The sequence below is a fragment of the Actinomadura chokoriensis genome (assembly GCF_039529475.1).
Taxonomy (GTDB): Bacteria; Actinomycetota; Actinomycetes; order Streptosporangiales; family Streptosporangiaceae; genus Spirillospora; species Spirillospora bangladeshensis.
Genome location: NZ_BAAAMW010000009.1, coordinates 259314 through 273141 on the forward strand (window position 1 = coordinate 259314; position 13828 = coordinate 273141).

At 73.0% G+C, this 13828-nt stretch carries 9 protein-coding genes; 3 read left to right on the forward strand and 6 right to left on the reverse strand.

Going from position 1 to position 13828, the window contains the following annotated elements:
- Positions 1-28: 28 nt before the first annotated feature.
- Together ABFX46_RS21540 and ABFX46_RS21545 are read right to left on the reverse strand one after the other, a co-directional pair.
- Positions 29-703, reverse strand: coding sequence for a response regulator transcription factor (locus ABFX46_RS21540; protein WP_346044574.1), 675 nt, complete (start codon positions 701-703; stop codon positions 29-31).
- The gene (locus ABFX46_RS21545; protein ID WP_346044576.1) at positions 694-2484 is read right to left on the reverse strand and encodes a sensor histidine kinase; all 1791 of its coding nucleotides are present in this window, start codon (positions 2482-2484) and stop codon (positions 694-696) included. The genes ABFX46_RS21540 and ABFX46_RS21545 overlap by 10 nt, the downstream gene beginning before the upstream one ends.
- Positions 2485-2937: 453 nt before the next feature.
- On the opposite strand from ABFX46_RS21545, the gene ABFX46_RS21550 reads away from it, so the two are divergent.
- A complete protein-coding gene (locus tag ABFX46_RS21550) occupies positions 2938-3747 on the forward strand; it encodes a hypothetical protein (protein WP_346044578.1) in 810 nt (269 codons plus the stop codon).
- On the opposite strand, the gene ABFX46_RS21555 is transcribed toward ABFX46_RS21550, so the two are convergent.
- The 4 genes from ABFX46_RS21555 to ABFX46_RS21570 form a co-directional block, all read right to left on the reverse strand.
- Positions 3716-4516 carry an SAM-dependent methyltransferase gene (locus ABFX46_RS21555; protein WP_346044580.1) on the reverse strand — a complete coding sequence of 267 codons (801 nt, stop codon included), beginning with the start codon at positions 4514-4516 and terminating at the stop codon, positions 3716-3718. The two genes, ABFX46_RS21550 and ABFX46_RS21555, sit on opposite strands and share 32 nt — an antisense overlap.
- A gap of 104 nt (positions 4517-4620) precedes the next feature.
- On the reverse strand, positions 4621-5796 hold the full coding sequence (gene dinB, locus ABFX46_RS21560) for a DNA polymerase IV (protein WP_346044582.1): 1176 nt from the start codon (positions 5794-5796) through the stop codon (positions 4621-4623).
- Positions 5797-5891: 95 nt separating this feature from the next.
- Positions 5892-8816, reverse strand: a complete 2925-nt coding sequence (locus ABFX46_RS21565) for a glycoside hydrolase family 48 protein (protein WP_346044584.1) — start codon at positions 8814-8816, stop codon at positions 5892-5894.
- Positions 8817-8940: 124 nt separating this feature from the next.
- Positions 8941-9975: a LacI family DNA-binding transcriptional regulator gene (locus ABFX46_RS21570; protein WP_346044586.1), complete on the reverse strand. Its 1035-nt coding sequence runs from the start codon at positions 9973-9975 to the stop codon at positions 8941-8943.
- Positions 9976-10262: 287 nt separating this feature from the next.
- Between ABFX46_RS21570 and ABFX46_RS21575 the strand changes: the two genes are divergently transcribed.
- Both ABFX46_RS21575 and ABFX46_RS21580 read left to right on the forward strand, forming a co-directional pair.
- Entirely contained in the window at positions 10263-11792 is a 1530-nt protein-coding gene (locus tag ABFX46_RS21575; RefSeq protein WP_346044588.1) for a cellulase family glycosylhydrolase, read from the forward strand.
- Positions 11793-11888: 96 nt separating this feature from the next.
- Positions 11889-13628 (forward strand): glycoside hydrolase family 6 protein, encoded by a 1740-nt coding sequence (locus tag ABFX46_RS21580; protein WP_346044590.1) that lies wholly within the window; start codon positions 11889-11891, stop codon positions 13626-13628.
- Positions 13629-13828 lie beyond the last annotated feature (200 nt).

Genomic DNA, 13828 nt, shown 5'->3' on the forward strand with positions numbered 1-13828 from the left:
GGGCGCCCCGCCCCCGCCGCCGGCGGTGTCAGCGGGACTCGGCCGCCCGCAGCCAGGTGAGGACGGCCAGCACCCGCTTGTTGGTGTCCTGCGGCCCCGGCGGGCCGCCCGCCGAGGCGATCTTCAGCTTGGTGAAGATGGCCCGCACGTGGTCCTCGACCGTCCGGGCGGACAGGTGCAGCCGCTTGCCGATCCCGGCGTTCGAGTGGCCCTCGGCCATCAGCGCCAGGACCTCCCGCTCGCGGCCGGACAGCCGGGACAGCTCCTGCTCGCGGTGCCGGGCCTCGACGAGCCTGCTCACCACGTCCGGGTCGATGACGACCTCGCCGCGCATCACCCGCTCCAGCGCCGAGCGCAGGTTGTCCACGTCCGTGACGTGGTCCTTCAGCAGGTACCCGACGCCGCGCGGCTGGTCGCGGAACAGCTCCATCGCCTGCGGGGTCTCGTTGAAGGCCGACAGGACGAGGACGCCGAGCCCCGGATGGAGCTCCAGCAGCCGGCGGGCCGCGACGACCCCCTCGTTGCTGTAGGTCGGCGGCATGTGCAGGTCGACGATCGCCACGTCGGGCGGGTCGCCGGCGACGCGCGCGACCAGCTCCTCCCCGGAGCCCGCGGACGCCACGACCTCGATGCCGACCGTGGTGAGCAGGGTGACCAGCGCCTGCCGGAAGATCCCGCTGTCCTCCGCCACGGCTACTCGCATGGAAGGCCCATCCTCACCGTCGTCCCCTCGCCGGGCCCGCCGGCGACGTCCACCTCGCCGCGCAGCGCCCTGACCCGTCCGGACAGCCCGGCGAGGTCGGCGGCGGGATCGCGGGGACCGGTGCCGTCACAGGTCAGCTCCGCGGCCAGCCGGCCGTCCTCATGGCCGACGCGGACGTGCACCCGGGTCGCGTGCGCGCGGTCGACAGCGTACGACAGACTCTCGCACAGCACCGAGTAAAGCGTGGACTCGATCTCGCGGGAGAACCGGCGCGGCGTGACGTCGAGCACGACGCGGACGCCGACCCGCTCGGCGAGGACCTCCAGCGCCGGTCCGAGGCCGTCCTGGACGAGCAGCGCCGGCTGCACCTCGCGGGCGAGCGCGCGCAGCTCGGCGAGGGCCTCCATCAGCTCGGCGCGGCAGGTCCTGGCGTGCTCCTTCACCGCCGGGTCGTCGGTCACCGCCTCCAGCGTCCCGAGCATCGCGCCGAGCGCGAGCAGCCGCTGCTGCGCGCCGTCGTGCAGGTCGCGGGCGAGGCGTTCGCGCTCGGCGGTCTCGGCGCGCAGGAGGCGGCGGTAGGCGGCGCGGACCTGCTCCAGTCCCGCGTGCACGCTGGCCTGGAGCCGGGCGGTCTCCAGCGCCCGGCCGCCCGCCGCGAGCGCGGCCTCGACCAGCGATTCGTGGTCGCGCAGCGCGCCGCCGAGTTCGACGACGGCGAGCGGGTCGCCGGCGGCGCTGCGCACCCGGCGCCGCCACCGCCCCTCCGGCCCCTCCGGCCCCTCGGACGGGTCGCCGTCCGGGTCGAGGTCGACGGGGTGCCCGGCGGTGTCGACGTAGGTCTGCTCCATCGGCGCCCAGAACCACAGCTCCAGGCTCGGGTCGTGCAGGACGTCGCGCAGCGCGTCCCGGACCCGCTCGACCGACACCGGAGCGGTGAGGCGGAGCATCCGGCCGGCGACGGTCAGCTCGCCGATGCGGACGCGCAGGCCCGACGCCAGCAGGGTCAGCGGGACGAGCACGACGACCGCGCCCTGGATCGCGTAGACCCGCAGGAGGTCGTCCAGCGGGACCGCCTCCGCCATGACCGACTTCTGGGTGAACGCGGCGGAGATGCCGACGAACCCGATGGCGAGGGTCACCGGGAGGGCGAGCAGCCGCCGCATCCGGCCCATCCGCGGCAGCCGCATCGTCAGCACGAGGGCGAGCGACAGGGCGAGGGCGACGTACAGCCCGGCCGAGAGGGGCAGGACGATCCGGAAGGCCTCCAGGTCCTTGAACGGCGCCGGCCACCACACCGACTCGCCCCGGAACGCCGCCCACTCCGGCTCGGAGGTGAACCAGATCGCGGTCGGGCAGCCCCACAGGACCGCGCACGCCGCGACCGTCCAGATCCGGTCGGCCCGGTACTCCAGCCGCCCGGCCGGGTACATCAGGACGCCCACGGCGAGGGCGAGGTAGAAGGTGGCCTGGGCGTACTGGGAGACGATCGGCCCGACCGACGCGTCCCAGCTCGCGGTCCAGGTGACCGCCCAGCACAGCGACGCGGCCGTGAACAGCAGCCCGGTGCGGCGAGTCCGCGCCCCGGTCGCGAGCAGCACGCCGGCCGCGGCGATGGCGGCGCAGCCGGCCAGCGTGATCGCGGCCGCGGCCGGATGGTCCCGCCAGTACGGCCGGCCGGCGAGCAGCGCCAGCCCCGCGACCGCCGCCCCGGCGGCGAGGGCGCGCCTCGTCTCCGCGCCGAACCACGGGGGCGACCTGCGCCGCCGCGGTGGGGAAATCACCACGACCACCCTCTCCATGCTCGGACCCCGGGGGACGTCCTGCCTACCGGAAACCCACGGTGCGCCGGTCCGTGCTTTCCCGGACGCGGCGCCGGGCGGGCCGTCCGGCGGCGGGGCGCACCGGAATTGTCCCCGACTCCCCCGGCGTCCTCCCAGCGGCGTTATCCGATCGATGCGCACGCCGTTCCGGCCTTTCCGTCCCGATCTTGCCGGACCCGGGTCCCGCCCTCCCGGGACCATTCGGGACGCGCACCCCTTGACGCGGGACGGCCCCCCGACGCGACCCTGGTCAGTGCTCCTTTCAACACGTGATGAAAGGGATTCACATTCACCGGGTAAACCCGGCCGCCTGTCCGGGGTCGCCTGGGTTGCCGGTCGTGGCGCACAATGCCAGGATCGTTTACCGCCGACAATGGGGGGACAGACCGAGAGGCATGGGGGGGCGCGCAGGAAATGAACCATGAGATGGCCGTGCGCGGCGGCGGGCCGGGGGCCGGGCGGCCCGTGCTCGTCGACGCGTCCGGGCCGATGCGGCCGGTCGTCGTCCGGCCCCTGGTCCGGCCCCGGTACCGGGCGATCCTGGCGGTGGACATCGAGTCCTCCACCACCCGCACCGACCCGGTCAAGGCGGAGCTCCGCCGCACGCTGTACCGGCTGCTCGAGGAGGCGTTCAACCGGGCCGGAATCGGGCGCCGGTACCGGGAGGAGTACGTCGACCGGGGCGACGGGGCGCTCGTGCTGGTGCACCCATTCGACGAAGTGCCGAAAACGCTGCTGCTGCACCCGGTCATGCCGATCCTGTCCGCGCTGCTCACCGAATACAATGCGGCGCTCGGCGAATACAATGCCGCGGAGGCGATCTCCGCGGGCGGCGACCGGCGAATTCGCGTCCGCGTCGTCGTGCACGCCGGAGAGGTGCAGAGCGACGGCCACGGCAATTTCGGCGAGGCGCTCGACGTCGCCTTCCGGCTGCTGGACTCGGCGGAGGCGAAGAGCGCGCTGCGGCGCACCCGCGCGCCGCTGGCGCTGGTCGTGTCGGAGGACATCTACCACTCGATCGTCCGGCACGGGTACGAGGGGATCCGCGCCGACTCCTACGTCCCGCTCGTCCGGTTGGAGGTGACCGGCCGCAGCCACCAGGGCTGGCTGCACGACGCCGGCGCCGCCCGCGCGCCCGGCGGCCGCGGCGCCGGTGTGCCCGCGTGGCGCCGCCGCCTGCGCGCCCTCGCGGTCAGCGGCGGCGGCCCACGCCCGCCAGGGTGAAGGTGCGCTCCGGGTGCGCGGCCCCGGGCCCGTCGGGCCGCCACTCGGAGGTGTAGGCGAGGCCCGGCTCCACCAGGTCGAAGGACGCGACGATGTCGAGGATCTCGGCGCGGCTGCGGCCCCAGAAGTGGTCGCCGGCCGTCTTGAAGACCCGGCCGACCTCGCCGCCGGACTCCGGCTCGGGCTCCTGGGTGATGTGCGTGAACACGAGGTGGCTGCCGGGGGCGAGCGCGTCGTGCAGGCGGCGCAGCGCGGCGGCGGCCTCGGCGGCGTCCTCGATGAAGTGCAGGACGCGGTCGAGGACGACCCCCACCGGCTGCCCGAAGTCGATGAGCGCGCGGACCTCCGGGTCGTCGGCGACGGCCTCGGGGCACTTCGGGTCGCACCGGACGAAGGCCGCCCGCCGCGTCCGGGCGAGGAGCGCGCGGGCGTGCACGAGCACGACCGGGTCGCCGTCGGCGAACACGACGGTCGCGTCGGGCGCGACCTCGGCGGCGACCTCGTGGACGTTCCCGCGCGCCGGCAGCTTGGTGCCGATGTCGATGAACTGCCGCACGCCCCGGCGGGCGAGGAACCGGACGGCGCGGCCGATGAAGGCGTGGTTCTCGCGCGCCGCCGTCCGCGCCTCCGGGATGACCGCGAGCAAGCGCTCGGCGACCTCCCGGTCCGCCGCGTAGTTGTCCTTGCCGCCGAGCAGGTAGTCGTAGATCCGGGCCGTGTTGGGCCGCACCAGATCCACGTCGGCGGGAGTCCACCTCTCATCGGCCATTCGCAAAACTCCGCTCATCCCCGGTCAAATGATCGTCTCATGGAACGGGGAGTGCTCGCACCGGAACCGACCGTGTCCGGGGGCCGGCGGACGCGGGCGCCGGCTCAGTCCGGGAGCATCGGGACGGACGTGCCCCGGTCGCGCCCGAGCAGCACGGCCCGGGTGATCGCGGACGGGCCGAACCTGTCCCGGACGCCGTCCACCGCGCCGTCCACGGCCATCCCCCGGTCGAACGGCAGCGCGAGCTGGACGGCCCGGTCGTCGTGCAGGTCCCCGAGCGACACCCCGATCAGCGTGAGCCCCCGCTCCTCGATCAGCGGCACGGCCGCGGCCAACAGCCCGCGCGCCGCCGCCAGGACCACCGGTGTCTCGGCGGTCGCCTGGGCCAGCGTGCGCGAGCGGGTGGCGCGGGTGTAGTCCCCGAACCGCAGCCGGAGGGTGACCGTCCGGCAGAGCCGCCGCGCCGCGCGCAGCCGGCCGCCGAGCCGGTCGGCCAGGCCGACGAGCAGGGCGTCCAGCTCCGCGGCCGGGCGCGGCCGGCGCCCGAGCGCCCGCTGCGCTCCCATGGACCGGCGCCGCACGCCGGTGCGGACCGGGCGCGGGTCGCGGTTGCGCGCCAGCGCGTGCAGGTGGCGGCCGGCCCCCGGCCCGAGCAGCGCGACCAGCGCGGCCTCGGGCATGTCCGCCACGTCCCCGACGGTCGTCGCGCCGAACCGCGCCAGCTTGGCGGCGGTCGCCGGCCCCACGCCCCACAGCCGCCGCACCGGCAGCGGGCGCAGGAACTCGGCCTCCCGGTCGGGCGGCACCACCAGCAGCCCGTCCGGCTTGGCGACGCCGCTCGCCACCTTGGCGAGGAACTTGGTGCGCGCGACCCCGACGGTGATCGGCAGGCCGACCTCCTCGGCGATCACCCGCCGCAGCCGGACGGCGGCGTCCACGGGGTCGCGGCGCGACCCGTCCAGGTCGAGGAACGCCTCGTCGATCGACAGCCCCTCCACGAGCGGCGTGGTCGCCCGGAAGACGGCGAACACGGCCCGGCTCGCCGCGCTGTAGGCGCTCATCCGAGGCGGGACGACGACCGCCCGCGGGCACAGCCGCCGCGCCTGACCGCCGCTCATCGCCGTCCGGACCCCGTGCGCCTTGGCCTCGTAGCTGGCCGCCAGCACGACCCCGCCGCCGACGATCACCGGCCGCCCCCGCAGCGCGGGATCGTCCCGCTGCTCGACCGACGCGTAGAACGCGTCCAGGTCCGCATGCAGGATCGAGGCACCACCGGACACGAACACATGTTCGCATGCCACCCCGCCCGCCTCAACAACGGGCCGCGGCGACGGGCAGGGGCCCGCGGCGGTGCCGCGGGCCCCTTGGGGGTCGGTCACTCGTTGAAGAGGCGGCCGTAGTCGGCCATGGCGAGGGCCACGTCGGCCTGCGCCCAGAACCGGTGGTAGGTGAACACCGGTGCGGTCGAGGTGTCGCCGTTGGCGTAGGCCATGACGCGCTGGTAGTCGGGGTCGCTCTTGTAGAAGGAACGGATGGACATGAAGGTCGAGCTGGAGTTGATCGGGTCGCCGTTCGGCATGGTGCCCGTCCAGCCGGACGGGATGTAGACCGGGTCGGTGAGGCGGTTGTAGTCGGCCCGGGTCTCCTGCACCGAGACGCCCTTGGCGTCGGTGTGCTTCCAGATGGCGTCCAGCAGGTCCTTGGCGGCCTGCTTGGCGTCGGCGTCGCCGGACTTCGCCGCGTAGTACGTCAGGGTCTTGGCGTACGCGGCGGCCACGCCGATGTCGTTGGTGTAGTCCTGCACGGAGACGTGCAGGTCGGAGTTGGCGGGCGGCATGCCGCTGGCGGAGGACCAGTCGGCGTCCGGCTGCCCGGTCCACTTGAGCGTGGACGGGATCTGGATACTGCCCGTGGACGGGTCGACCGTCGTGTTCGACAGCGCCCAGGCGACCCACTTGTCGAGGATGGCCTTGGCGTCCGCGTCACCGGTGACCTGGTAGTACTCGGCGACGCGCTCCATCGACCACGCCTGGAAGCCGAACCACTGGTTGCTCGGCGGGTCGTGGTAGACGGGCTGCCAGTCGTAGGCCATGCCGTAGAACTCGGTGAGGCCGGTGGGCGGGGTGCTGTAGCTGCCCTCCCAGCTGTTGGTGACGCCGCCGGCGATGCCGCCCTCGGCGGACTGCAGCCACTTGTAGAGCTGCAGCTGCCGGGTGAGGCTCGTCTTCCAGTCGGACTTGGCCGTCGCGCCCTTGGGGGCGAGCGCGGGGTCGTTCACCAGCGCGTAGGCGGCGAGGGGGTTCTGGTAGCCGAAGTGCGAGGCTCCGTCGCCGATCCGCCACGCCCAGCCGGCGCTGGTGTCGGTGGCGCCGCCCCACGCGTAGTACCAGGACAGCAGGTAGTGCTCGCTGCTCTTGCCCGACCCGGCGGGGCAGGACGTGGGCGAGTCGCAGTCGCCGATCTTCTTGAAGTACTTGTCGAAGAAGGAGTACCGCAGGTAGTCGCCCATCTTGCCGGCCTTCGCCACGGTCGCCGAGACGTCCCCGGCCTTGCCCTGGCCGTCGGCCCAGATGTTCGCCCAGTACGCGGCCTGGATGGCGCGCGCGTCGGCGTCGGGGGCGTCGGTGAACTTCCACTGCTTGGCGTAGGACGAGTCCTTGATGAACAGGTCCAGGTAGCCGTTGGTGCCGCCGTAGGCGAACTTGTCGCACGTCGGCTGCGGGACGGTCTCGAACACCGACTCCTGCGAGCCGCGCTGGTAGGTGTTGATGTAGGACGGGCCGGTGGCGCTGGGGCCCTCCTCGCAGCCGCCGCCCGGCGTGTTGCCGTAGCCGTACACGTTGTCGACGTCCTGCAGCCAGTGCATACCGTAGATGTCGTCGGTCCCGTAGGCGGACTTCAGCTCGCCCGCGATCGGGTCCTGGCCGACCGGGACGCTGCCGTCGATCGCCGACGGGTAGTCGCTCGGCAGCGGGTGCTCGGCGGCGTAGGTGGCGGGCTTGGACGGGTCGTAGAAGGAGTTCGTCGGCTGGTCCGCGTGCGTCGGGATCATGTACTTCTCCATCAGCGCCCAGGCGGCGTTGAAGGGGTCCCAGTTCTGCGTGACCTTGCCGTACATGGCCTCCAGCCAGATGAGGTAGCTGTAGGCCTCGGACGTCGTCTCGTGCCCCTGGTCGGGAGCCTCGACCATGAACGTCTCCACCGAGTGGTACGGGATGCCCTCGGGGCTGAAGTACCCGTTCGCCGGGTCCTTGATCTTGTTGTACTGGTCGAGGAACCGCTGGGTGTAGGTGTCACCGCCGGTGGCCACCTCGGTCGCGGTGACCTCCGCCGCCGCGTACCCGGCCGCGGACGAGGTGAAGGTCGCCCGGCCCGTCCCGGAGTCGTCCGCGGTGATCGTCACGTTCTGCGCGGTGGACCAGTTCTGCGGCGTGAAGGTCAGCGTCCCTCCGCCGGTCACCGACAGCCCGCTGTTGCCCGCGGTCCGCGCCGTCGTGACGGTGACGTTCGAGGACGGCGCCTCGGACAGCTTCACCGCGTACGTGGCCGTGGAGCCCTGCGCGATGGTCAGCGTCGCCGGGTTGGCCACGACGCTCGCCTCGGCCGCGACCGTGATCCCGACGGGCGCCGACTCGGCCGTCCCGCCCGCGCTGTCGGTCACCTTGGCGTAGAGCGAGTAGTCGCCCGCCGCCGACGGCGTCCAGTTCAGGCCGTAGGGGGCACTGGTGTCGGCGGCGCCGAGCGAGCCGTCCTGGTCGAAGAACTCGACCTTGGACACCGTCGCGCCGGTCCCGGCCGTCGCGGTCGCCGCGAGCGGCACCGAGGCGCCCACCGAGTACGTCGCCCCGGCCGCCGGGCTGGTCAGCGCCACCTTCGGGGCGGACGTGCTGCCGTTGCAGGCCGTGCCGTTCAGGGTGAACGACGTCGGATCGGTGTTCGTCCCGCTGTAGGTGAACTGCGCGCCGACGTTCACGGTCGCGCCGCTGGCGAGCGACCCGTTCCAGCTCTCGTTCTGGACGGTGACGGCCTGCCCCGACTGCGACCACTTGCCCGACCATCCGCTGGTCAGCTTCTGGTTCCCCGAGTAGGAGTACTTCAGCGTCCAGCCGTTCAGCGCGTCACCCTGGTTGGTGATGTCGATGCTCGTGGTGAAGCCGCTGCCCCAGTCGTTCTTCTTGTAGACGACCTTGCACGCGGCCGCCGCCTCTGCCGTGGGCGCCAGGACGCCGAGGCCGCCGCACAGCAGGGTCAGCGTCGCGCTCACGGCGGTGAACGCGCGCCATCGTTGCCTTCTTCTCACTTCCGGTTCCTTCCGTGGGTCGCCCGGCGTACGGGCATGCCGGGCTCCACCGCCGGCGGAGTCCGGCGGTGGGGTCCCTTCAGGGGGCGCGCCCGGGGACGGGGCGCGCGTCAGACCGGGGCCGTCAGCCGGACTCCCGGATGATCAACTTGGTGCGCAGCACCACGCCGCGCTCGGTGTTCGGCCGGCCGCCGGTGCAGGCGCGCAGCTCGCGGGCGAGCCGGGCGCCGAGGTCCTCGGCGGGCTGCCGGACGGTGGTCAGCCGGGGCCGCACCTGCCGGGCGACCGGGGCGTCGTCGAACCCGACGACGGCGACGTCGTCGGGGACGCGGCGGCCCGCCCGGCGCAGCGCGCTGAGCGCGCCGACCGCCATCTGGTCGGACGCGGCGAGCACGGCGTCGACGTCGGGGCGGCGCTCCAGCAGCCGGCGCATCGCCCGCTCGCCGGACAGCCGGCCGAAGTCGCCCTGGCAGACCAGCCCGTTGACGCCCATCCCGGCCTCCCGGGCGGCGAGCCGGTAGCCGGCCAGCCGGTCGACGGCCGCGCCCATGTCGGCGGGCCCGGCGATGGTGCCGATGCGGCGGCGGCCGGTGGTGAGCAGGTGCCGGACGGCGGCGTGCGCGCCGCCGCGGTTGTCGACGTCGACGTAGGGCAGCGCCACCTCGTCGAGGGGGCGCCCGGCCAGCACCACGGGGGCGCCGGCCGCGGCCTGCACGAGCGGGGCGACCTGGTCGCGGCGGGCGCCGACGAGCAGCACGCCCTCGGCCCGGCCGCCGCGCAGGTAGCCGGTGGTGGCGCGCCACTCGTCCGGCCGGCCGGCCATGAGGACGACGAGCGGCGCCCGGCCGTCGAGCTCGCGGCGCACGCCCCACAGCAGGCGGGCGAAGTAGGGGTCGCCGAGGACGCGGCAGGCGTCCTCGCAGACGACGGCCGCGACCGTGCCGGACGACTCCCGGTCGGGGGAGCCGGCCCGGCGGCGGACGTAGCCGAGCCGCTCGACGGCCGCCTCGACCTGGAGGCGGGCCGACCGGCTGACCCGGGCCGAGCCGTTGAGCACGCGGGACGCGGTCGCGGGCGACACGCCGGCGAGCTCGGCGACGTGGGCCAGGGTCGGGGGCCGGTCGGGAAGGGCTGGGTCTTCGGGGTGGGTGAGGGTCACGCTGAGCACTCCCTTCGGGGGTTCCCGGTCGTCGGCGGGGTGACCGGGTCGGGAGTAGTGGGAGCGCTCCCAAGAATCGGTTCGGAGGCCGTTTGTGTCAAGTGTCACAGGCCGGACGGATTCTGGAAATCCTCCGGCGCCTCACTCGTGCGCGCGAGGCGCCGTGAAATTTCGTGAAAGGAATGGAACAAGGCTTCCATGTCGCGTCCGGCCCGTTCTACGTTCACCGCAGTCCAGGAGTGGGAGCGCTCCCAAGCGGAAAGAACCGACGTGAAAGCGAAGATCCCATGAGATCGCCTTCCCCGCGCACCGCCGCGGCGGCCGCTGCGACCGGCGCGCTGTGCGCGGCGGGCTCGCTGGCCGTCGCGGCGGCCGTCGCCGGAACCGGGGCCCTGCTCGGCGCGCCGGCGGCCCACGCCGCCGTCGCCTGCCAGGTCGACTACAGCACCAACGACTGGGGCACGGGCTTCACGGCCGCCGTCACGATCACCAACCGGGGCCCGGCGGTCACCGGTTGGACGCTGACCTACTCCTACAGCGGCGACCAGCACCTGGCCAACGGCTGGAACGGCCGGTGGACGCAGTCCGGCCGGACCGTCACCGTCGCCAACGAGAGCTGGAACGGCTCCCTCGCGACCGGCGCGGCCGTCCAGGCCGGAGCCCAGTTCGGCTACAGCGGCGCCAACACCGCCCCCACCGACTTCGCCCTGAACGGGACGCCCTGCAACGGCGGCACCGAGCCGACCGAACCGCCGACAACGCCGCCCACGACGCCGCCGACCACTCCCCCGTCCGACGGGGCCGCGCCGGAGCTGAAGGTCTCCGGGAACGCCTTCGTGGACGCCTCCGGGAACGCCGTGCGGCTGCGCGGGGTGAACCGGTCCGGCGGCGAGTTCGCCTGCGTCCAGGGCAACGGCTTCTGGGACGGCCCGATGGACGCCGCCTCGGTCGCGGCGATCGGGAGCTGGCACGCCAACGCCGTCCGGGTGCCGCTCAACTCCGACTGCTGGCTGGGACTCGGCAACGTCGACCCGGCCTATCGCGGCGCCGCGTACCAGAACGCGGTGAAGGACTACGTCGCCCTTCTCGAAGAGAACGGCATCACGCCCATTCTGGAGCTGCATTGGAGCCACGGGCTGTGGACCGGGAATGACAACCATTGCGCGACGGCGAACGCCGAATGCCAGAAGCCGATGCCGGACGCCGAATACGCGCCCGAGTTCTGGCGGCAGCTCGCCTCGGCGTACAAGAACGACATGGCCGTCGTATTCGACCTCTTCAACGAGCCGTACCCGAACAATCTCCAGGTCATGGACTACGCCCAGTCGTGGAAGTGCTGGCGCGACGGCGGCGCCGACTGCACCGGCCTCACCTACGAGGCCGCCGGGATGCAGGACCTCCTCGACGCCGTCCGCTCCACGGGCGCCGAGAACGTCGTGATGGTCGCCGGCAGCAGCTACTCCAACGACCTGTCCCAGTGGCTCGCGCAGAGGCCGTCCGACCCCACCGGGAACCTCGCGGCCGCCTGGCACTCCTACAACTTCAACTACTGCAAGGACGCGTCCTGCTGGGACCAGCAGCTCGCGCCCGTCGCCGCGCAGGTCCCGCTCGTCGCCGGCGAGATCGGCGAGAACACCTGCGGCCACTCCTACGTCGACACGCTGATGGCCTGGCTCGACGCGCACGCCGCGTCCTACCTCGGCTGGACGTGGAACACGTGGGACTGCTCCTCCGGCCCCTCCCTGATCAGCTCCTACGACGGCACCCCGACCTCCTACGGCGCCGGGCTCCGCGCCCACCTGCTGGCCGGCTCCTGACCGCCCCGGCGCCCGTCCCCCCGCCCACCGACCGCCCCTTCCGGCACGTCCCCCTGCCCCCGGTAGAGATCCGCTCAACCAGATGGAGGAACCCGCATGAAGCACCCCCCTGCGCGCAGGAGGCCCGGCGCCCGGCGCCGCGGCGTATCGGCCGCCGCGGCGGCCGTCCTGCTCGCCTCAGGCACGGTCGCGCTGGCCCAGGCCCAGGCCAGCGCGGCCGCCGGCTGCACGGTCGACTACACCACCAATGACTGGGGCACGGGCTTCACCGCCAACGTGAAGGTCACCAACCTCGGTGACGCCCTCAGCAGCTGGACGCTGGAGTGGGACTTCGCCGGCAACCAGCAGGTGACGAACGGCTGGAACGGGACGTTCACCCAGTCCGGCAAGCACGTCACCGTGAAGAACCCGAGCTGGGGCGGGTCGCTCGGCACCAACGCCTCGGCCACTCCCGGATTCCAGGGCACCTACTCCGGCACGAACGCCAAGCCGACCCAGTTCAAGCTGAACGGGACGGTGTGCGACGGCTCGACGGGCGGCGGCGACGGCAGCGAGCCGCCCACCACGCCGCCGGTGACCCCGCCGCCGGACGGCGACCGCGTCGACAACCCCTACGCCGGCGCGAAGGTGTACGTGAACCCCGAGTGGTCCGCGAACGCCGCCGCCGAGCCCGGCGGCAGCGCGGTCGCGAACCAGCCGACCGGCGTGTGGCTGGACCGGATCGCCGCGATCAACGGCGTGAACGGCGGGATGGGCCTGCGCGACCACCTCGACGAGGCGCTCAGCCAGGGCGCCGGCGTGATCCAGCTCGTCGTGTACGACCTGCCTGGCCGCGACTGCTCCGCGCTGGCGTCCAACGGAGAGCTCGGCCCGACGGAGCTCGACCGGTACAAGACCGACTTCATCGACCCGATCGCGCAGATCCTCGGCGACGCCAAGTACGCCGACCTGCGGATCGTCACGGTCGTGGAGATCGACTCGCTGCCGAACCTCATCACCAACGCCGGCGACCGGCCGACCGCCACCGAGAACTGCGACGTCATGAAGGCGAACGGCAACTACGAGAAGGGCGTCGCCTACGCCCTGCAGAAGCTCGGCGCCCTGTCGAACGTCTACAACTACATCGACATCGGCCACCACGGCTGGATCGGCTGGGACGACAACTTCGGCCCGACCGCGCAGCTGCTCGCCGACACCGCCGACATGTCCGGCTCCAAGAGCAACGTGGCCGGCTTCATCACCAACACCGCCAACTACGGGGCGACGAAGGAGCCCTACTTCACCATCAACGACTCGGTGAACGGCACGTCCGTCCGCCAGTCGACCTGGGTGGACTGGAACCGGTACGTGGACGAGCAGTCCTACGCCCAGGCGTTCCGCCAGGAGCTCATCGGAGAGGGCTTCGACTCGGGCATCGGCATGCTGATCGACACCAGCCGCAACGGCTGGGGCGGCACCGCGCGCCCGACCGGGCCCGGCCCGCAGACCGACGTCAACGCCTACGTGGACGGCAGCCGGATCGACCGGCGCATCCACCTCGGCAACTGGTGCAACCAGGCCGGCGCGGGCCTCGGTGAGCGGCCGAAGGCGGCGCCCGCCGCGGGCATCGACGCCTACGTCTGGATCAAGCCTCCGGGCGAGTCGGACGGGGCCAGCTCCGAGATCCCGAACGACGAGGGCAAGGGCTTCGACCGGATGTGCGACCCCACGTACACCGGCAACCCGCGCAACAACAACCACATGAGCGGCGCCCTGCCGGACGCGCCGCTGTCCGGGCACTGGTTCTCCGCGCAGTTCCAGGAGCTGCTGAAGAACGCCTACCCGCCCGTCCAGTAGAAGCCCAACAGGAAACAGGCCCCGTGACCCGCTCCCGGTCACGGGGCCTCTCCACGCCCCGCCTTCTTCGTTGATCTGCGGCGTGTTGTTGTTATGAGCCACCGGATAACAACAACACGCCGCAGATCAACGGGGAAGGGGGCGGCCCGCGGCGTTCCCTGTCGGACGCCGCGGGCCGTGTTCTGTTGGGAGCCGGTGCT

Bases quoted from the DNA above. Each gene is read 5' to 3' on its own strand.
- ABFX46_RS21540 (WP_346044574.1), bottom strand. From the start codon at position 703: ATGCGAGTAGCCGTGGCGGAGGACAGCGGGATCTTCCGGCAGGCGCTG.
- ABFX46_RS21550 (WP_346044578.1), top strand. From the start codon at position 2,938: ATGAACCATGAGATGGCCGTGCGCGGCGGCGGGCCGGGGGCCGGGCGG.
- ABFX46_RS21575 (WP_346044588.1), top strand. From the start codon at position 10,263: ATGAGATCGCCTTCCCCGCGCACCGCCGCGGCGGCCGCTGCGACCGGC.
- ABFX46_RS21555 (WP_346044580.1), bottom strand. From the start codon at position 4,516: ATGGCCGATGAGAGGTGGACTCCCGCCGACGTGGATCTGGTGCGGCCC.
- ABFX46_RS21580 (WP_346044590.1), top strand. From the start codon at position 11,889: ATGAAGCACCCCCCTGCGCGCAGGAGGCCCGGCGCCCGGCGCCGCGGC.